This window comes from Achromobacter sp. NCFB-sbj8-Ac1-l, from assembly GCF_052695805.1.
On sequence record NZ_CP199812.1, the window covers coordinates 5,496,470 to 5,513,851 of the forward strand.

Consider the following 17,382-nt stretch of genomic DNA (forward strand, 5'->3'; position numbering starts at 1 on the left):
ATGCTTGAACTCTCTGCGCGCAAACTGGCCGCCGGCCTGTTGTTGCTGGTCCTGGCCCTGGTGCCGCTGTATGCGCAGTGGCAAGGCGAGCCCTTCCTGCTGGCGTTGTTCGGCCGCGTGCTGGTGTACGGCATCGCGGCGCTGGCCTTGAACCTGCTGCTGGGCTATGGCGGCATGGTCAGCTTCGGCCATGCGCTGTACCTGGGACTGGGCGCCTATGCCGTGGGCGTGCTGAACCACTACGGCATCGACAACGGCTGGCTGCACCTGGCGGCGGCGCTGGGCGGGTGCGCCGTGGTCGGGGTGGTCAGCGGCTACGTCGCGATGCGCACGTCCGGCATCGCCTTCATCATGATCACCCTGGCCTTCGCGCAGATGTTCTATTTCCTGGCGACGGGGCTGGAAGGCTTTGGCGGCGACGACGGCATGTCGCTGTTCTCGGGCAGCGACTTCGGCCTGTTCCGGCTGGATACGCCGCTGGCGCTGTACATCGCCGCCTTAGGCGTGCTGCTGTGCACGCTGGGTGCGCTGCACCGGCTGGTGCACGCGCCCTTCGGCATGGCGCTGCGCGGTTGTCAGGCCAACGAGCGGCGCATGCGCGCGCTGGGCTTTGCCACGCTGCGCTACCGGCTGGCGGCCTACGTGATTTCGGCCATGGTGTGCGGCGTGGCCGGCGTGCTGCTGGCCAACCTGACGCTGTACGTATCGCCGTCCTACCTGGCCTGGACAACGTCGGGCGAACTGATCGTGATGGTGGCGCTGGGCGGCCTGGGCACGCTGTTCGGCCCCGTCGCCGGCGCCCTGGCGTTCCTGCTGCTCGAAGAGGGCTTGAAGCTGCTGACCGACCACTGGATGCTGCTGATGGGTCTAATGATCGTGGGCGTGGTGCTGGTGTCGCGCCGCGGCCTGTATGGCGGCCTGTCAGCCAAGCCCTGGCGCCTGGGCGGCCTGCGGCCCACGCCGCGCCCCACCGGAGCACCGCGATGAGCACCCTGCGCGTGGAAAACCTGGTCAAGCGCTACGGCGGCCTGACCGTCACCGACGACCTGTCGCTGGACGTGCCCAGCGGCGAACTGCACGCCGTCATCGGCCCCAACGGCGCCGGCAAGACCACGCTGATCGGCCAATTGAGCGGCGAACTGCGGCCCGACGGCGGCCGCGTGCTGCTCGACGGGCTGGACGTGACCCGCATGCCGGTCGACAAGCGCGTACGCCACGGCCTGGCGCGTTCGTACCAGATCACTTCCGTGTTCAAGCCCTTCACCGCTCTGGAAAACGTCATCATGGCGGTGCAGGCGCGGCGCGGCCACAGCTTTCGTTTCTGGCGGCCGGTGCTGGCCACGCCCGCGCTGCGCGATCCGGCGCACCAGGCGCTGGAACTGGCCGGGCTGGCCGCCCGCGCCAACACCCCGGCCGGCGAACTGGCGCACGGCGAGCTGCGCCAGCTGGAGCTGGCCATGGTGCTGGCGTGCCAGCCCACCCTGTTGCTGCTGGACGAGCCCATGGCGGGCATGAGCCAGCACGAATCCGAAGCCATGACGCGGCTGCTGCAACGGCTGCGCGGGCAATACACCATCTTGCTGGTGGAACACGATATGCAAGCCGTCTTTGCCCTGTCCGACCGCATCACCGTGCTGGTGTATGGCCGCGCCCTGGCCTGCGGCAACGCCGACGACATCCGCCGCGATCCGCAGGTGCGCGAATGCTACCTGGGCAGCGAACGGGGCCACGCCGGCCGCCGTGCGCAAGCGGCCCAGGCACAGGCCGCGACGGGAGCCGCCGCATGAGCCGCGTGCCAGGCAGTCTCGTGAATGGCGCAGCGATCGGCGACCCGGCTGCCCGCGCATCGCAAGCCGGACCCCGCAGCGACCGCCCGGCCCCCTTGTTGTCACTGCGCGGCGTCACCGCGCACTACGGTGCCAGCCAGGCGCTGTTCGGCATCGACCTGGACATCGGACCCGGCGAATTCGTGACGCTGCTCGGCCGCAACGGCATGGGCAAGTCCACCACCGTCAAAGCCATCATGGGCCTGAACCGCGCCAGCCGTGGCGCCATCGCGTTCGACGGCCGCGACATCACGCCGCTGCCCTCGTACAAGGTGGCGCAGTGCGGCATCGGCCTGGTGCCCGAAGGCCGCCACGTGTTCCCCAATCTGTCGGTACGCGAAAACCTGGTCGCCACCGCCCACAATCGCCAGGGCCTGGCGGCCCCCTGGACGCTGGACCGGGTCTACGCCTTGTTCCCACGGCTGGGCGAACGCGCGCGCCACCTGGGCAGCCATCTGTCGGGCGGCGAACAGCAGATGCTGGCGATCGGCCGGGCGTTGCTCACCAACCCGCGCCTCTTGATCCTGGACGAAGCCACCGAAGGCCTGGCGCCGGTGGTGCGCGAGGAAATCTGGCAGGCGCTGGAAAGCCTGAAGCGCACCGGCCTGGCGGTCCTGTGCATCGACAAGAACCTTGAGCCGCTGCTGGCCACGGCCGATCGGCATGCCATCGTGGAAAAGGGCCGCGTGGCCTGGACGGGCACCTCGCAGGCCTTCATCGACGACGAACCGCGCCTGCTGCAATACCTGGGGGTGTAGCGGCCAGGGACGCAGTGTGCCCCAAGAAAAATCGGGCGCCTGCAAGCGCCCGATGCGTCGCACAGAGGGCCGCCGTTCAGGCGCCGACGCCGGCCGGCTCGCGCAATGATGCCGCCACGGCGGCTTCGCTTTCGTCCGGGATCGGGGCCGCAGCTTCCGGCTCGTGCGCGACCGCCTGCAGTGCATGCAGCACGCCATGCTCGCGCAGCGTTTCCAGCTGCGCGGCCAGCGCGGCGATGAACACCGGCTTCTTGCCCAGGTCGCCAAACACGGGCCGATAACCTGCCAGCACCATGGCGCGGCGATGCGCGGCCTGGCTCGGCGCCGAGGCGCGCGCCGCCACGTCGGCCCGCGCCAGCAGCTTGGCCAACGGCGCGGCCAGGGGGTCCTGGATGGCATGATGTGCGCCCGTCTCGTCCTGGCCGCGCAGATAGTGCAGCCACGCAGCCACCACCAGCGTCAGCCGGCGAATGTCGTCGCCACCACGCAGGCGTTCACGAATGGTCGGCAGCAAGCGCTGCGGCAGCTTCTGCGAGCCGTCCGTGGCGATCTGCCGCGTCCACTGCGGCAAGGCGGGATTGGCCACGCGCGCCAGGAAGCGATGGCGGTAGCCTTCCAGCCCCACGTCCGGAATGCCCTTGAGCGTCGGCGCGATCTCGCAGCGCATCAGGTCGTCCACGAAATCGCGCAGCGCCGGCAGCGCGGCCGCCTCGCCGACCGTGGCAATGCCCAGCAGGCCCCCCAGGTAGGCCAGCGCCGAATGCGGGCCATTGACCATGCGCAGCTTCAGGCGCTCGTAGGGCGCGGCGTTGGCCACGAAGGTCACGCCCGCGGCCTCCCAGGCGGGGCGACCGGCGGCGAATCTGTCTTCGATTACCCAGTTCAGGTAGGGCTCGCCCACCACCGGCCAGGCGTCTTCCACGCCCAGCCGCTGCGCGATGCGCGCGCGGTCTTCGTCGCGGGTGGTCGGCACGATGCGGTCGACCATGGAATTGGGGAACGTGCAGTGCTTGTCGATCCAGCCGGTCAGCCCCACGTCGATGCGCAGCGCAAAGGCCAGCACCAAGCTGCGCAGGGTGTCGCCGTTGGCCTGCAGGTTGTCGCAGGACAGCAGCGTCAGCGGCGGCAGGCCGCGCTCGCGGCGCAGCGCCAGGCCGTAGACCAACAGGCCGATCGCGCTGCGCGGCCGAATCGGGTTGTCCAGGTCGTGCAGGATGTCCGGGTCGTCCCAGCGCAAGTGGCCCGTGGCCGGCTCGTGGCTGTAGCCCTTCTCGGTGATCGTCAGGCTGACGATGCGGGTCTGCGGATAAGCGATGCGCTCAAGCACCGCGTTGGGGTCTTCCTCGGCCACCATCACGCGCTGCACCGCCCCGACCACGCGCAACTGTTCGCGCGGCTCGCCGTCTGGCGCGCTGTCGCGCAACGCCAGCGTATACAGCCCGTCCTGCGGCGCCAGCGCATCGCGCGTGGCGGCGCTGCGCAGCGACACCCCCAGGATGCCCCACGACAAGTCCTGGCTGGCGGCCATGGCCAGATCGGTGGCCACCGCCTGGTGCGCCCGGTGAAACGCCCCCAACCCCAGGTGCACGATGCCCGGCGTGAGCCGGCTGCGGTCATAGGCGGGTTTCTCCACGTCTGCGGGCAGACGCGTCAACGACTCCGTATTCAAACGTTCGAGCATGGATTGCAGTGCCAAAAAGTCGCCGTGGTGCGTCTGCCGACAGGCCAGCAGACGGGCGCGTGGGTGGGAATTCGCGCCAGCGTATCGTATGGCTGCGGCGAAGGCAAAACGTAACGTAGTATTACGTCAAAACGCGTTCCGTGACGGCAGCGGCCGCAAGACCGCAAGTCCGAACCACGGTGGCAATCCATATCTGTTAAAAAGCCGCCACCCCCGGCCTTATTACGCACCCCCATGTCCACGAATCCGCACCACTCGCCCTATAAAAGCACCGGCGGCCTGCGCCGCATCCTGAACGCGCTGCGCTATTCGCTGCAGGGCCTGAAGGCCGCGATCAAGTACGAGGCCGCCTTCCGCCAGGAACTGGCGCTGGCCGTGCTGCTCATCCCCGCCGCGTTCTTCCTGGGGCGCACCACGGTCGAAGTCTTCTTCCTGATCGGCACCGTGATCCTGGTGCTGGCGGTGGAATTGCTCAATTCCGCAGTCGAGGCGCTGGCCGATGCGCTGTCGGTCGATACCCACCCGCTGCTGGGCCGCGCCAAGGACCTGGGCAGCGCCGCCGTTATGCTATTGCTGTTGTTCACGGTGGCCGTGTGGGTCGGCGTGGCCGTCAGCCGGTTCGTCATGCACTGAAAGTCGGACGCCGGCTTGCCCGCCCCGGCCCCCGCGCCCGTACCGGCGCCTCTATACTGGGAGCCATGATGCCCAACACCAAGCCCGCTTCCCCGGAACGCATAGTCATCGTCGGCGGGGGTGCCGGCGGCCTCGAACTTGCCGCCAAGCTCGGCCGCATCCACGGCCGCCAGCACATCACCCTGGTCGACAGCCGTCCGTTCCACATCTGGAAGCCGTCGCTGCACGAAGCGGCGGCCGGCACGCTTGATATCCACCAGGAAGGCCTGTCCTACCTGATGCTGGCGCACATGAACGGCTTTTCGTTCGCGCAGGGCCGGCTCGTCGGCGTCGACCGCGAGCGCCGCCTGGTCACCGTCGACCCGGTGTCCGATTCCCAAGGCCAGGAAGTCCTGCCACGCCGCGAGCTGGCCTATGACACCCTGGTGCTGGCCCTGGGCAGCACGTCCAACTTCTTCAACACCCCCGGCGCGGCCGACCACGCCGTGACGCTGGACACCACCGAAAACGCCGAGCAGTTCCGCCTGACCATGCTCAAGGCCATGGCGCTGGTCGACCAGGCCAAGGTGCGCGATCCGTCCGCCCGCCTCGATCTCGTCATCGTCGGCGGCGGCGCCACCGGCGTCGAACTCGCGGTCGAACTCACCGAAGCCAGCCACGTCGTCAGTGCTTACGGCCTGCCGAACTTCCGCGCCGAACGCGACCTGGCCATCACGCTGGTCGAAGGCGCGCCGCGCATCCTGTCGGCGCTGCCCGAAAAGATCTCCACCGCGGCCACCACCCGCCTGACCGAACTCGGCATCCGCGTCGAAACCGCCTGCCGCGTGTCCGAAGTCACCGCCGATTCGGTCAAGACCGCCGACGGCCGTACCTTCCCCGCCCAGCTCTGCATGTGGGCGGCGGGCATCAAGGGCCCGGCGCTGTTGGCCGACCTGGACCTGCCCCTGAACAAGCTGGGCCAGGTCGAAGTGAACGAACGCCTGGAAACCACCGACCCGCACATCCTGGCGCTGGGCGACTGCTGCGCCGCGCCCTGGCGCGACGGCCGCACGGTGCCCGCCCGCGCCCAGGCCGCCCACCAGCAGGCCGACTACCTGGCCAAGAAAATCACCGCCCGCCTGCGCGGCACGGCTGAACCCACCACGCCCTACGTCTACGAAGACCACGGCTCGCTGGTGTCGCTGGGCCAGGACGCCGGCGTGGGCAGCCTGATGGGCAAGCTGGCCGGACGGGGCCTCTTCGTAAGCGGTACACTGGCGCGCCTGATGTACATGAGCCTGCACCTGATGCACCACAAAGCGGTGCTGGGCATCTCGCGCACCGCCTCCCTGGCCCTGGCCCGCCTGCTCATGCGGCGCACGCGTCCCCGGGTCAAACTGCACTAGGGCCTGTTAATAATCACTCCCCCATGAATTTCCTCCAAAGACTCGAACACGCCTGGACCTCCCGCAACTCGCTGCTGCAAGTCGGGCTCGACCCCGATCCGCAGCGTTTCCCGCGCGAACTGCAGGACAAGCCCGACGCGATCTTCCAGTTCTGCCGCGACATCGTCGACGCCACCGCGCCGTACGCCTGCAGCTTCAAGCCCCAGATTGCCTACTTCGCCGCCCACCGCGCCGAAGACCAGCTCGAAGCCCTGTGCCAGCACATCCGCGACAAGCACCCCGACCTGCCCATCGTGCTGGACGCCAAGCGCGGCGACATCGGCTCCACCGCCGAAAACTACGCCCGCGAAGCCTACGAGCGCTACCAGGCGCACGCCCTGACCGTCAGCCCCTACATGGGCCTGGATTCGGTCGAGCCCTACCTGGCCTGGCGCGACCGCGGCGTGATCGTGCTGTGCCGCACGTCCAACCCCGGCGGCTCCGACCTGCAATTCCTGAAAATGGATAACGGCGAACCCCTCTACCTGCACGTGGCGGGGCTGGTGGCCGACAAATGGAATGCCAACGGCCAATGCGGCCTGGTGGTGGGCGCGACCTTCCCGAACGAGCTGGCCGCCGTGCGCCAGCGCATCGGCGACGCGGTGCCGCTGCTGGTGCCCGGCATCGGCGCCCAGGGCGGTGACATCACCGCCACGGTCAACGCCGGTGCCAACGCCGCGCGCAGCGGCATGATGATCAACTCGTCGCGCGCCATCATCTACGCCAGCGGCGGCGACGACTGGCGCGACGCCGCCGGCCAGGCCGCCCGCGGCCTGCGCGACGCGATCAACGCGGTACGTTGATCGGCACGCTGCGGCTCAGCGCCGGTTGACCGGCGCGCCCAGCAATTCCAAGACGCCGCGCAGCGCGAATTCCACGGCCGCCTGGCGCACCTGCGCCCGGTCGCCAGGAAACACATGGGTCACCGCGCGGCTGCTGATGCCCTCGCCTACCCGCATGGCAAAACCAAAGCACACCATGCCCACCGGCTTGCCCGGCGTGGCCCCGCCCGGGCCGGCGATGCCGGTGGTGGATACCGCCACCTGGGCAGCAGGCGCCGCCAGCAGCACGCCGTTGGCCATTTCCAGCGCCACCGGTTCGCTCACCGCGCCAAAGTGATGCAAGGCGTCGGGCGAAACCTCCAACTCGGCCACCTTGGCCTCGTTGCTGTAGGTGATGAAGCCCCGGTCGAACCATTCGCTGGACCCGGCCACCGCCGTCACCGCGCCCGCCAGCAGGCCGCCGGTGCAGGATTCGGCCGTTGCCATGACCAGGCCCTGGCGCCGCAGCGTATCGCCCACCCGCTCGGCCAGGCCCAGCGACGTGGCGTGCGCCAGTTGTTCGGCTGACAGATTGGACCGCGTGCTTTCGTATTGCTGGTTCATCCCAAGACTCCTGTGCGCACGACCAGCGCCATGATCAGCAAGGCATATCCGGCCGCGACGATATCGTCCCACATTACCCCAAAGCCGCCCTTCAGGCGGGCGTCGAAGAACTCGATGGGCGGCGGCTTGACGATGTCGAACGTGCGAAACAGCACGAACGCCAAGGCCTGCGACAACAGGCCGGCCGGCGTCAGCCACAGCACCAGCCAGAAGGCCACCATCTCGTCCCACACCATTCCGACATGATCGGGCTGCTGGAGTTCGCGACCCACGCGGTCGCAGGCCCAGCAGCCGTAAAGAAAGGCCAGCGCCAGGAAGACGCCGATGGCCAGGTCGGACGCGGCGGGCGCGGCCGCCACCCAGATGGCCCAGGCCAGCAACGTGCCCCAGGTGCCCGATGCGGGACGCACCAGGCCGCTACCCAGGCCAAAGGCGATCAGCCGACCCGGATCACGGCACACCCAGGCCAGGGACGGGTACACGGCGCGCGAGCGCTCGCGCATCGACGGGGAACGGGGGGAGGAAGACGGCATGGGTTGGGAGGTCGCGGGGATGGGTAGAGGTTGAGGCGAGGTGGCTGGAATGCGGCAGCGAGAGATGATGGCGGCAACCGCGTCCCGTCAACCTGCAGGGAAGTGATCGAAACCCGCCGGCAATTGCGCCAGCGGCTGGCCGGCGGCGTCCAACACCGTCAGGCGGGGTCGCGCTTGGGGCTGGGCCGTGGACTGACCGGAAGGCTGGGCTTGGGTAGGCGGAGGAACCGGCGCTTGCGCCACGACCTCGCCCACCCTGCTGACCCGCGCCCCCGCCGTTTGCGCCGCGGCCAGCACGGCGGCGCGGCCGGCAGCAGGCGCCGTAAAGCAAAGCTGGTAGACATCCCCACCGCCGAGCACCGCGCGGCGCTGCGCATCGACCGGCAGGCCGGCCAGCGCGGCGGCGACCGGCATGCGATCCTCATGCAGCACCGCAGCCACCCGGCTGGCCGTCAGGATATGGCCCAGGTCCTGCAGCAAGCCGTCGGAAATATCGATGGCGGCATGCGCGATGCCACGCAGCGCCAGGCCCAGCGCCACCTGCGGTTCGGGCCACTCCAGCGCGCCACGGGTGGCGGCCAGGCGATCGGGGGCGGTCGGGTATTGGCCGTCCAGCAGCCGGTACGCCACGTCAGCAGCGCCCAATTCACCCGACACCCAGATGTCGTCACCGGCCTGCGCCGCGTCGCGGCGCAAGGCGGCGCCCGCGGGCACCGCACCGAACACGGTCACGCTGATGGCCAGGTCATGGGAACTGCGCGTGGTGTCGCCGCCGATCAGCGGGCAGCCGTGGGCAGCGGCCAGCGCATGAAAGCCCTCGGCAAAGGCGGCCAGCCACGGTTCATCCAGCCTGGGCAGCGCCAGCCCCAGCACGCAGCCGATGGGGCGCGCGCCCATGGCGGCCAGGTCGGACAGGTTCACGGCCAGGGCCTTGTGCCCCAGGGCTTTGGGATCAACGTCGGGAAAGAAATGCCGGCCTTCCAGCAGCAGATCGGTACTGGTGGCCACCTGCTCGCCCGGCGGCACAGGGAACAGCGCGCAGTCGTCGCCCACGCCCAGCAGGCCGGTCGGAGCGGTGCGCGTGAAATAGCGCGCGATCAGGTCGAATTCGGACGCCACGGCAACTCCGCAGTCCGGCGCAGCGCCGGTATTGACTCCCACACCGGAGCCACGTTCCAAAGGGAGGACCGCTCCAGCAAGGGACGGGAAGCAAGCCCCCAGGGATGCACGCCCCCCCAAAAAACGGGTCTCCCCAGACCCGGGCCGCGCGGATCCGGGCTCCGCCGGTCCGCTGCGGCGCCCCCCTGGGGGGGAAGCGCGCAGCGCTTCGGGGGGGTGGAAACTACCTCTTGATTTCGTGCGCGCGCACGTCGGCAGCCAGCTTGTCGAGCACGCCGTTGACGAACTTGAAGCCATCGGTGCCGCCAAACGACTTGGCAAGCTCCACGGCTTCGTTGATGGCAACCTTGTACGGTACTTCGACGTGATGAATCAGTTCGAAGCTGCCGATCAGCAGGATGCCGTGTTCGACGGGCGACAACTCGGCCAGCGGGCGGTCGACGTAGGGCGTGAACCGCTCGCGCAGCGTGGGCGCTTCGCGCAGGACACCGTGCAGCAAGGTCTTGAACCACTGGGCGTCGGCCTCGGAAAAATCCTCGGTGTCGCGCAGATGGGCGTCGATCTCGCCGGCGTCCTGCGTGCCCTGGCCCCCGCGCAGCAGCCACGCGTAAACGCCCTGCAACGCGAATTCGCGTGCACGGCGGCGTGCGCTGCGCGCGTTGGCGCGGGCTTGCGCCGCGCTATCAGCGCTGGTCGTCGTCTTCTTCGTCGTCAAAATCTTCGTCCTCGTCTTCGTCGTCTTCGTCTTCTTCCTCGGGCTCCAGCGCCGCGACCAGGTTGGCCATTTCAACGGCCACCTGCGCGCAGTCGCGGCCCTTGCCGGCGGCGCGGGCTTGCGCCTGCTCGTCGGTGTCCACGGTCAGCACGCCGTTTGCGACCGGAATGCCGGTTTCGAGGGAGATGCGGGTGATTGCAGTGGCCATTTCATTGCTGACCACTTCAAAGTGATAGGTTTCGCCGCGGATGACGGCGCCCAGCGCGATCAGGGCGTCGAATTCGAACGTTTCGGCCATGTGCGACAGGGCCACACCCAGTTCCAGGGCGCCGGGCACGGTGGCGACCATCACGTCGCGCTCGTCCACGCCCAGTTCGGCCAGTTCCTTCAGGCACGCTTCGAGTTCGGCCTGGCCGATTTCTTCATTGAAGCGGGCGCGTACGATGCCGATGTGCAGCCCTTCGCCGTTCAGGTCGGGGGTAAGGATGTAAGGGTTCATGTGTCGGCCTTCAGTGTGTTGCGGGAGTATGCAGAGGGTCGCAATCGTAACCCGTAATGGTGAGCGAGAAGCCCGCCATGCTGGGCATCTTGCGCGGACGGGCCAGCAGCTTCATCTGGCCCACGTTCAGGTCGCGCAGAATCTGGGCGCCGATGCCGTAGGTGCGCAGGCCGAACCGGTCGGCGTTGGCGGGGTTGGCATTGGCCTTGGGGTCGCTCCAGCCCGCGATCTGCGCAAACAGATGTTCGGTGGACGACTGGCAATTCATCAGCACCAGCACGCCGGCCGGCGCCTGGGAAATGGTCTGCAGGGCCTGCGCCACGCCCCAGCTGTGCGGGCTGGCGCCGGTGTCCAGCACGTCCAGCACCGAGGCCGGCTCGTGCACGCGCACCAGCGTTTCGACGTCCGGCGTCACGGTACCATGCACCAGCGCCAGATGGGCCGAGCCGGTGGCCGCGTCTTCGTAGGCCACGGCCTCGAAGACGCCCCAGGCGGTCTGCATGGGCCGCTTGCCCACGCGCTTGACGATGGATTCGTGCTCGCTGCGGTATTGGATCAGGTCGGCGATGGTGCCGATCTTCAGGCCATGTTCGCGGGCGAATTCGACCAGGTCGGGCAGGCGCGCCATGGTGCCGTCGGGCTTGAGGATTTCGCAGATGACGGCGGCCGGGGTCAGGCCGGCCATGGCGGTCAGGTCGCAGCCGGCTTCGGTGTGGCCGGCGCGCACCAGCACGCCGCCGGGCACGGCGCGCACCGGGAAGATGTGGCCGGGCTGGACCAGGTCGGACGGCTTGGCGTCGCGCGCCACCGCCACCTGGATGGTGCGGGCGCGGTCGGCGGCCGAAATACCGGTTTCGACGCCTTCGGCGGCTTCGATCGACTGCGTGAAATTGGTGCCGTATCGCGTGCCATTGCGGGCGGCCATCAGCGGCAGGTCCAGCTGGCGGCAGCGGTCTTCGGTCAGGGTCAGGCACACCAGGCCGCGGCCGTGGGTGACCATGAAGTTGATGGCTTCGGGCGTGACGAATTCGGCGGCCATGACCAGGTCGCCTTCGTTTTCGCGGTCTTCTTCGTCGACCAGGATGACGATGCGGCCGGCGCGCAGCTCGGCGATGATCTCGGCGACCGAGGCAATATCGAAGGATTCCGGCTCGGAGCCGGGCAAGGAGGACAACTGGACGGACATGGCGGACGCGTAAACCAGGCAGGAAAGCCCGGATTTTACCGCCCCCGGCGCCAGAACCCCTACCGGGGTGCGACGGGCCCGCCCAAACAGGGCCATCCGGTTAAACTTTCGCCCGGAGAACACCCTATAAAACCAAGGAAAAACGCCATGCAAGCCCTTGCGGCCATGCCTTTGAACGTCGCGGCGGGGATACGCGTCGTACTGACGGACATCGACGACACGCTGACCACCGATGGCCGCCTGCCGGCCGACGCCTACGCGGCGCTCGAACGCCTGGAACAGGCCGGCATCCAGGTCGTGCCCATCACCGGCCGCCCGGCCGGCTGGTGCGACCACATCGCCCGCATGTGGCCGGTGCGCGCCGTGGTCGGCGAAAACGGCGCGTTCTACTACGCCTACGACCGCCAGGCCCGTCGCATGACCACCCACTACTGGACCGACGCGGCCTCGCGCCAGGCCAGCCGCAAGCAACTGGACGCCATCCGCGACCGCGTGCTGGCCGAAGTGCCCGGCGCCGCCGTGGCCAGCGACCAGGACTACCGCGTGGCCGACCTGGCCATCGATTTCTGCGAAGACGTGCCCGCCCTGCCCGAGGCCGACATCGGCCGCATCGTCCAGATCTTCCAGGACGCCGGCGCCCAGGCCAAGGTCAGTTCCATCCACGTCAACGGCTGGTTCGGCGACTACGACAAACTCACCATGACCCGCACCCTGTTCCAGCGCGAATTCGGCCTGGACGTGGCCCACGTGCTGGACAGCACCCTGTTCATCGGCGACTCGCCCAACGACGAACCCATGTTCGCGTTCTTCCCCGTCTCGGTCGGCGTGGCCAACATCCAGTCGCAGCTGCACCGCCTGACGCACCGGCCCGCGTATGTGGCCGCCTTCCATGGCGGCGGCGGCTTCAAGGAAATGGCCGATCGCCTGCTGGCCGCCCGCGCCCCGCGCGCGCTGACGGCATAAGGCGCGCACCGTGGCCACCGCCAAGACACCCGCCCCGGCCGCCAACGACGGCCGCCGCAGCATCCAGTCCATCGAAGTGGGCGTGCCGCTGCTGGCCGCGCTGGTCGATGCGGCCAAGCCGCTGACCCTGCGCGACCTGGCCGCCGGCGCCGGCATGACGTCGGCCAAGGCCCACCCCTACCTGGTCAGTTTCATCCGCGTCGGCCTGGTACAGCAGGACAGCATCACCGGCCAGTACGAACTGGGCCCCTTCGCCCTGCAGATGGGCCTGGTCAGCCTGCAACGGCTGGACCCGGTGCGCATCGCCATGCCCGAGATCGCCAAGCTGCAATCCGAGATCGGCCACACCCTGGGCATCGCGGTGCTGGGCTCGCACGGCCCCACCATGATCCACATGACCGAAGCCAGCTACCCGGTGCACGTGAACATGCGCAAGGGTACGGTCATGTCCATGCTGCACACGGCCACCGGCCTGGTGTTCGCGGCCTGGCTGCCGCCCAAGGTCAGCGAGCACTACATTGCCCGCGAAGAAGGCGACACGGCCGTCATCGCCAGCGTGCCGCCCCCGCGCAAGGCCAGCCGCGCCAATATCGATGCGCAACTGGCCGACATCCGCGTGCACGGCATGGCGCGTGCGATAGGCAACCCGCTGCCAGGCGTGGACGCACTGTCGGTGCCCGTCTTCGACAACACCGGCAACATCGTGCTGGCCCTGACCAGCCTGGGCCCCACCGGGCTGTTCGACGTGTCCTGGGACGGCGCCATCGCCCGTCCGCTGCTGGCCTGCGCCCACGAGATTTCACGCAAGCTGGGCTACCGGGCCTGACCGGTGTCCGCGCAGGCAACAAGGCCCTCGGACGCCCGTCCGGGGGCTTTTTTTCGCGCAAAAACGAACGCATAGCGAACAAAACGAACAAAACTCGAAAAGAAAGGCAGGGACTTTCCCGAGTGCGCGTCCTGCCCACGTATGTTTGAATTCAGTTACTAGTCATATTCATACCCATAAGAGGAGACATACGATGCGCGCTCTGCGTCTACTGCAAGCGGCCTCGCTGGCCGCGTTCGCTTTCGGGGCGTCCGCCGCCCAGGCCGCCGACACCTGCCCCAACCGGGGCGACCTCGACCAGATGTATTGCGACGCCGACAAGAACCTGGTGGCCGACACACCCACCGACGCGTCCAAGCAGAAAACGCCGTCGACGCTGGTCTTCACCTACACCCCGGTCGAAGACCCGGCGGTGTACGAAGACATCTTCAAGCCGTTCACCAAGCACCTGTCCGAATGCACCGGCAAGCGCGTGGTGTTCTACCAGGTACAGAGCAACGCCGCCGAAATCGAAGCCATGCGCTCGGGCCGCCTGCACGTGGGCGGCTTTTCCACCGGCCCCACCGCCTTCGCCGTGAACATCGCCGGCGCCGTGCCGTTCGCCGTCAAGGGCTACGCCGACGGCTTCCAGGGCTACAACCTGATCGTCATCGTCAAGAAAGACAGCCCCTACCAGAAGCTGACCGACCTGAAGGGCAAGAAGCTCGCGCACACCGCGCCCTCGTCCAATTCCGGCCACATGGCGCCCGTGGCGCTGTTCCCCAAGGAAGGCCTGACGCCCGACAAGGACTACAAGGTGGTCTTCTCCGGCAAGCACGACCAGTCCGTCATGGGCGTCAACTCCGGCGACTACGACGCTGCCGCCGTCGCCTCCGACGTGTTCAAGCGCATGGTCGAACGCGGCCAGGTCAAGGAAGCCGATTTCCGCGTCATCTACAAGAGCGAGAAATTCCCCACCTCGTCGTTCGCCTACGCGCATGACCTGGAGCCGAAGTTCCGTGACCAGATGCTCAAGTGCTTCTACGACTACCGCTTCCCGGCCGAGATGTCCAAGGCCTTCGACGGCGCCGACCGCTTCTACCCGGTGACCTACCAGAAGGACTGGGCCATCGTGCGCCAGGTCGCCGAATCCGGTGGCGAAAGCTTCAACCGCGCCGCCTACGACCGCGAATCCGCCAAGAGCAAGAAGTAATCAGCATGACGACGTCGCTACGCATTTCCGGCCTGGTCAAGGAATACCGGGCCGGCCGGCCGGTACTGAACGGCATCGACCTGCAGATTGCAGGCCAGGGCCTCACCGCCATCATCGGGCCGTCCGGCACCGGCAAGAGCACGCTCTTGCGCTGCATCAACCGGCTGATCGAGCCGACCCGCGGCGAAATCGTGCTGGAAGCCGGCGACGGCGCCGTCGATCTCGCCCGGGTGCGCGGCGCGTCGCTGCGCCGCGCACGCCGGCGCATCGGCATGGTGTTCCAGGAATACAACCTGGTCGAACGCCTGACCGTCATGGAAAACCTGCTGACCGGACGACTGGGCTACACCAGCGCCTTCAAGGCCTGGACCCGCCGCTTCGAAGCCGAAGACATCGAGCACGCCTATTCGCTGCTGGATACCGTCGGCCTGGCCGGCTTTGCCGACCAGCGCGCCGACGCCCTGTCTGGCGGCCAGCGCCAGCGCGTGGGCATCGCCCGCGCCCTGATGCAACGCCCGCAGCTGCTGCTGGCCGACGAGCCCACCTCGTCGCTCGACCCCAAGACCTCGGTCGAAATCATGGAGCTGCTGGCCGCCCAGGGCAACGCCACCGGCATCCCCGTCATCGTCAACATCCACGACGTCGAACTGGCGCGCCGCTACGCCAGCCGCATCGTCGGCATGTCCGGCGGCCACGTCGTCTATGACGGCGACGGCCGCGGCCTGGATGCCGCCATGCTCAAGACCATCTACGGAGGCGAGTCTTGGCTGGAATAACGCATCCCCGGGGCCCGCGCCCCTTCGCCATGTCCGGCCGCGCGAAAGCCGGCCTGCTGTTGCTGGTGCTCTACACCGTCTACGCCGCTGCCCAGCTGGACTTCAGCTGGAGCCGCTTCGAGTCCGGCATGGGCCACGCGTCCACCTTCCTGGCGCGCATGTTCCCGCCCAACTTCGAAAAGCCCGCCACGCTGTGGAAAGGCATCGCCGAAAGCCTGGAAATCGCCGTGCTCGCCTCGGTGCTGGGCATCTTCCTGGCGCTGCCCGTCGGCCTGCTCGGCGCGCGCAACATGATGCCCGCCTGGGTCTCCTGGCCCGCACGTTCGCTCGTCGCCCTGTGCCGCGCCCTGCACCCCGTCATCGTCGCCATCCTGTTCGTCAAGGCCGTCGGCTTCGGCGCCCTGGCCGGCATCCTGGCCCTGACCGTCGCCTCCATCGGCTTCATCGGCAAGCTCTTCACCGAAGCCATCGAGGAAATCTCGCTCAAGCAGGTCGAAGCCGTGCGCGCCACCGGCGCCTCGTTCGCCAACGTCATCGTCTTCGGCGTGCTGCCCCAGGTGTTCGCCCGCTTCATCGGCTTTGCCACCTACCAGTTCGACTCCAACCTGCGCAACTCCACCATGGTCGGCATCGTCGGCGCCGGCGGCGTGGGCGGCACGCTGTTCTCGGCGTTCCAGCGCTTTGACTACGACTTCGTCAGCGCCATCCTGCTCACCCTCATCGCCATCATCATGCTCGGCGAAATCCTGGCCGGCTTCGTGCGCGCCGTCTTCCTGGACAACCTGGGCTTTGACCGCATCCTGCAAAGCCGCTTCGCCGGCGCCCGCGGCATCGGTTCCAGCCAGCCCAGGACGGCCAAGCCCGTCGTCAACAAGGCGGAGGCAGACCAATGAACGCCCACGCCCCCACCTTGCGCGACACCGCCGCGCCCCGCGTCTGGCAACGCTACAGCCTGGGCCAGCGCCTCTTGCGCTTCGCCCTCTACCTGCTCGTCGTCGCCGCCATCGTCCAGGCCATCCGCGGCGTCGAGGTCATCCCCGAGTTCCTCTACGACGCGCCCGAACAGATGGCCGACCTGTTCCAGCGCATGTGGCCGGTCGACTGGGCCTACTACCCCGGCGGCGTCCACAACGCCCTGATCGAGACCCTGCACATCGCCACCCTGGGCACCATCCTGTCCGTCTTCATGGCCGTCCCCGTCGGCCTGCTCGCGGCCAACAACCTAACCCCCAGCAAAACCATCAACATGCTGGCCCGGCTGATCCTCGTCTCCAGCCGCTCGGTCAACTCGCTGGTCTGGGCCCTGCTCTTCATCGCCATCTTCGGCCCCGGCGCCCTGGCCGGCACGCTCGCCATCGCGTTCCGCTCCATCGGCTTCGTCGGCAAGCTGGTCGGCGAAGCCATCGAAGAAGCCCAGCGCGGCCCCATCGAAGCCGTCACCGCCACCGGCGCCAGCAAGGCCTCGGTCATCTGGTACGCCTACTGGCCCCAGATCCGCCCCGCCTTCTGGTCCATCGTGCTGCTGCGCTGGGACATCAACGTCCGCGAATCCGCCGTCCTCGGCCTGGTCGGCGCCGGCGGCATCGGCATGGCCCTGGACACCGCGCTGAACCTCTTCCAGTGGGACCGCGTGGCCCTGGTGCTAGCCGCCATCTTCGTGGTGGTGGTGCTGGCCGAAGTGATCATCACCCAAGCCCGCAAACGCATCCTCTGACCGAATACAGCGCTTCGAACGTTCCTTTGCGCCGCCCGGAAACGGGCGGTTTTTTTTGCGCAAAACGCCCCCCCGATCAAACCCCAGCTTGCCGACCCACCCTCCCGGCAAGCGCGCAGCGTCACCCCACGACGCAAGACACCGCGTAAGCC

The 17,382-nt window shown here is 68.3% G+C and carries 19 protein-coding genes; 12 read left to right on the forward strand and 7 right to left on the reverse strand.

What is annotated here, in order from left to right; all coding sequences use genetic code 11:
• From ACUDP5_RS25250 to ACUDP5_RS25260, 3 genes are read left to right on the forward strand one after another with little or no spacing between them, the layout of a single operon-like run.
• Complete coding sequence (locus tag ACUDP5_RS25250; protein WP_445657506.1) at nucleotides 1-987, forward strand: branched-chain amino acid ABC transporter permease; 987 nt, start codon at nucleotides 1-3, stop codon at nucleotides 985-987.
• Nucleotides 984-1,787: an ABC transporter ATP-binding protein gene (locus tag ACUDP5_RS25255; protein WP_263909746.1), complete on the forward strand. Its 804-nt coding sequence runs from the start codon at nucleotides 984-986 to the stop codon at nucleotides 1,785-1,787. The genes ACUDP5_RS25250 and ACUDP5_RS25255 overlap by 4 nt, the downstream gene beginning before the upstream one ends.
• Entirely contained in the window at nucleotides 1,784-2,584 is an 801-nt protein-coding gene (locus ACUDP5_RS25260; RefSeq protein ID WP_445657507.1) for an ABC transporter ATP-binding protein, read from the forward strand. Before ACUDP5_RS25255 ends, ACUDP5_RS25260 begins: the two co-directional genes overlap by 4 nt.
• Nucleotides 2,585-2,660: 76 nt before the next feature.
• Here ACUDP5_RS25260 and ACUDP5_RS25265 read toward each other — a convergent pair whose 3' ends face one another.
• Nucleotides 2,661-4,265, reverse strand: a complete 1,605-nt coding sequence (locus ACUDP5_RS25265) for a mannitol dehydrogenase family protein (protein WP_445657508.1) — start codon at nucleotides 4,263-4,265, stop codon at nucleotides 2,661-2,663.
• Nucleotides 4,266-4,499: 234 nt separating this feature from the next.
• Here ACUDP5_RS25265 and ACUDP5_RS25270 point away from each other — a divergent pair, with 234 nt between their 5' ends.
• The 3 genes from ACUDP5_RS25270 to pyrF all read left to right on the forward strand — a co-directional run bounded on the left by ACUDP5_RS25270 (nucleotide 4,500) and on the right by pyrF (nucleotide 7,125).
• The gene (locus ACUDP5_RS25270; protein ID WP_025139479.1) at nucleotides 4,500-4,898 is read left to right on the forward strand and encodes a diacylglycerol kinase; all 399 of its coding nucleotides are present in this window, start codon (nucleotides 4,500-4,502) and stop codon (nucleotides 4,896-4,898) included.
• Nucleotides 4,899-4,966: 68 nt separating this feature from the next.
• Nucleotides 4,967-6,283, forward strand: a complete 1,317-nt coding sequence (locus ACUDP5_RS25275) for an NAD(P)/FAD-dependent oxidoreductase (RefSeq protein ID WP_445659214.1) — start codon at nucleotides 4,967-4,969, stop codon at nucleotides 6,281-6,283.
• 23 nt (nucleotides 6,284-6,306) lie between these two features.
• Nucleotides 6,307-7,125 (forward strand): orotidine-5'-phosphate decarboxylase, encoded by an 819-nt coding sequence (pyrF, locus tag ACUDP5_RS25280; protein WP_025139477.1) that lies wholly within the window; start codon nucleotides 6,307-6,309, stop codon nucleotides 7,123-7,125.
• A gap of 15 nt (nucleotides 7,126-7,140) precedes the next feature.
• Here the strand turns inward: pyrF and ACUDP5_RS25285 are convergent, their stop codons facing one another.
• The 6 genes from ACUDP5_RS25285 to ribBA all read right to left on the reverse strand — a co-directional run bounded on the left by ACUDP5_RS25285 (nucleotide 7,141) and on the right by ribBA (nucleotide 11,759).
• Nucleotides 7,141-7,707: a CinA family protein gene (locus ACUDP5_RS25285; RefSeq protein WP_263909736.1), complete on the reverse strand. Its 567-nt coding sequence runs from the start codon at nucleotides 7,705-7,707 to the stop codon at nucleotides 7,141-7,143.
• Nucleotides 7,704-8,210: a phosphatidylglycerophosphatase A family protein gene (locus ACUDP5_RS25290; RefSeq protein WP_445659215.1), complete on the reverse strand. Its 507-nt coding sequence runs from the start codon at nucleotides 8,208-8,210 to the stop codon at nucleotides 7,704-7,706. Before ACUDP5_RS25290 ends, ACUDP5_RS25285 begins: the two co-directional genes overlap by 4 nt.
• Nucleotides 8,211-8,327: 117 nt before the next feature.
• The gene (thiL, locus tag ACUDP5_RS25295) at nucleotides 8,328-9,359 is read right to left on the reverse strand and encodes a thiamine-phosphate kinase (RefSeq protein WP_445657509.1); all 1,032 of its coding nucleotides are present in this window, start codon (nucleotides 9,357-9,359) and stop codon (nucleotides 8,328-8,330) included.
• A 223-nt stretch (nucleotides 9,360-9,582) separates the two neighbouring features.
• Entirely contained in the window at nucleotides 9,583-10,074 is a 492-nt protein-coding gene (nusB, locus tag ACUDP5_RS25300; protein WP_025139473.1) for a transcription antitermination factor NusB, read from the reverse strand.
• Nucleotides 10,043-10,573 carry a 6,7-dimethyl-8-ribityllumazine synthase gene (gene ribH / locus ACUDP5_RS25305; protein ID WP_006391339.1) on the reverse strand — a complete coding sequence of 177 codons (531 nt, stop codon included), beginning with the start codon at nucleotides 10,571-10,573 and terminating at the stop codon, nucleotides 10,043-10,045. Before ribH ends, nusB begins: the two co-directional genes overlap by 32 nt.
• 10 nt (nucleotides 10,574-10,583) lie before the next feature.
• Nucleotides 10,584-11,759: a bifunctional 3,4-dihydroxy-2-butanone-4-phosphate synthase/GTP cyclohydrolase II gene (gene ribBA, locus ACUDP5_RS25310; RefSeq protein WP_263909730.1), complete on the reverse strand. Its 1,176-nt coding sequence runs from the start codon at nucleotides 11,757-11,759 to the stop codon at nucleotides 10,584-10,586.
• A gap of 147 nt (nucleotides 11,760-11,906) precedes the next feature.
• Here ribBA and ACUDP5_RS25315 point away from each other — a divergent pair, with 147 nt between their 5' ends.
• The 6 genes from ACUDP5_RS25315 (at nucleotide 11,907) to phnE (ACUDP5_RS25340) (ending at nucleotide 17,230) form a co-directional block, all read left to right on the forward strand.
• Nucleotides 11,907-12,722 carry an HAD-IIB family hydrolase gene (locus tag ACUDP5_RS25315; protein ID WP_263909729.1) on the forward strand — a complete coding sequence of 272 codons (816 nt, stop codon included), beginning with the start codon at nucleotides 11,907-11,909 and terminating at the stop codon, nucleotides 12,720-12,722.
• Between the two features lie 10 nt (nucleotides 12,723-12,732).
• Nucleotides 12,733-13,548, forward strand: a complete 816-nt coding sequence (locus ACUDP5_RS25320) for an IclR family transcriptional regulator (protein WP_445657510.1) — start codon at nucleotides 12,733-12,735, stop codon at nucleotides 13,546-13,548.
• A gap of 193 nt (nucleotides 13,549-13,741) precedes the next feature.
• Complete coding sequence (phnD, locus tag ACUDP5_RS25325) at nucleotides 13,742-14,740, forward strand: phosphate/phosphite/phosphonate ABC transporter substrate-binding protein (protein WP_263909725.1); 999 nt, start codon at nucleotides 13,742-13,744, stop codon at nucleotides 14,738-14,740.
• Between the two features lie 5 nt (nucleotides 14,741-14,745).
• On the forward strand, nucleotides 14,746-15,516 hold the full coding sequence (gene phnC / locus ACUDP5_RS25330; RefSeq protein ID WP_263909723.1) for a phosphonate ABC transporter ATP-binding protein: 771 nt from the start codon (nucleotides 14,746-14,748) through the stop codon (nucleotides 15,514-15,516).
• 29 nt (nucleotides 15,517-15,545) lie between these two features.
• Complete coding sequence (phnE, locus tag ACUDP5_RS25335) at nucleotides 15,546-16,409, forward strand: phosphonate ABC transporter, permease protein PhnE (protein ID WP_263909721.1); 864 nt, start codon at nucleotides 15,546-15,548, stop codon at nucleotides 16,407-16,409.
• Nucleotides 16,406-17,230 (forward strand): phosphonate ABC transporter, permease protein PhnE, encoded by an 825-nt coding sequence (phnE, locus tag ACUDP5_RS25340; protein ID WP_263909719.1) that lies wholly within the window; start codon nucleotides 16,406-16,408, stop codon nucleotides 17,228-17,230. Before phnE (ACUDP5_RS25335) ends, phnE (ACUDP5_RS25340) begins: the two co-directional genes overlap by 4 nt.
• The last annotated feature ends 152 nt before the right edge of the window (nucleotides 17,231-17,382 follow it).

What these genes read in the sequence shown, in the direction of transcription:
- phnE (WP_263909721.1), top strand. Translation starts at nt 15,546, where the DNA reads ATGTCCGGCCGCGCGAAAGCCGGCCTGCTGTTGCTGGTGCTCTACACC.
- ACUDP5_RS25275 (WP_445659214.1), top strand. Translation starts at nt 4,967, where the DNA reads ATGCCCAACACCAAGCCCGCTTCCCCGGAACGCATAGTCATCGTCGGC.
- ACUDP5_RS25260 (WP_445657507.1), top strand. Translation starts at nt 1,784, where the DNA reads ATGAGCCGCGTGCCAGGCAGTCTCGTGAATGGCGCAGCGATCGGCGAC.
- ACUDP5_RS25270 (WP_025139479.1), top strand. Translation starts at nt 4,500, where the DNA reads ATGTCCACGAATCCGCACCACTCGCCCTATAAAAGCACCGGCGGCCTG.
- ACUDP5_RS25265 (WP_445657508.1), bottom strand. Translation starts at nt 4,265, where the DNA reads ATGCTCGAACGTTTGAATACGGAGTCGTTGACGCGTCTGCCCGCAGAC.
- phnC (WP_263909723.1), top strand. Translation starts at nt 14,746, where the DNA reads ATGACGACGTCGCTACGCATTTCCGGCCTGGTCAAGGAATACCGGGCC.
- phnE (WP_263909719.1), top strand. Translation starts at nt 16,406, where the DNA reads ATGAACGCCCACGCCCCCACCTTGCGCGACACCGCCGCGCCCCGCGTC.
- ACUDP5_RS25290 (WP_445659215.1), bottom strand. Translation starts at nt 8,210, where the DNA reads ATGCGCGAGCGCTCGCGCGCCGTGTACCCGTCCCTGGCCTGGGTGTGC.
- ACUDP5_RS25255 (WP_263909746.1), top strand. Translation starts at nt 984, where the DNA reads ATGAGCACCCTGCGCGTGGAAAACCTGGTCAAGCGCTACGGCGGCCTG.
- ribH (WP_006391339.1), bottom strand. Translation starts at nt 10,573, where the DNA reads ATGAACCCTTACATCCTTACCCCCGACCTGAACGGCGAAGGGCTGCAC.
- phnD (WP_263909725.1), top strand. Translation starts at nt 13,742, where the DNA reads ATGCGCGCTCTGCGTCTACTGCAAGCGGCCTCGCTGGCCGCGTTCGCT.
- pyrF (WP_025139477.1), top strand. Translation starts at nt 6,307, where the DNA reads ATGAATTTCCTCCAAAGACTCGAACACGCCTGGACCTCCCGCAACTCG.
- ACUDP5_RS25285 (WP_263909736.1), bottom strand. Translation starts at nt 7,707, where the DNA reads ATGAACCAGCAATACGAAAGCACGCGGTCCAATCTGTCAGCCGAACAA.
- ribBA (WP_263909730.1), bottom strand. Translation starts at nt 11,759, where the DNA reads ATGTCCGTCCAGTTGTCCTCCTTGCCCGGCTCCGAGCCGGAATCCTTC.
- ACUDP5_RS25315 (WP_263909729.1), top strand. Translation starts at nt 11,907, where the DNA reads ATGCAAGCCCTTGCGGCCATGCCTTTGAACGTCGCGGCGGGGATACGC.
- ACUDP5_RS25250 (WP_445657506.1), top strand. Translation starts at nt 1, where the DNA reads ATGCTTGAACTCTCTGCGCGCAAACTGGCCGCCGGCCTGTTGTTGCTG.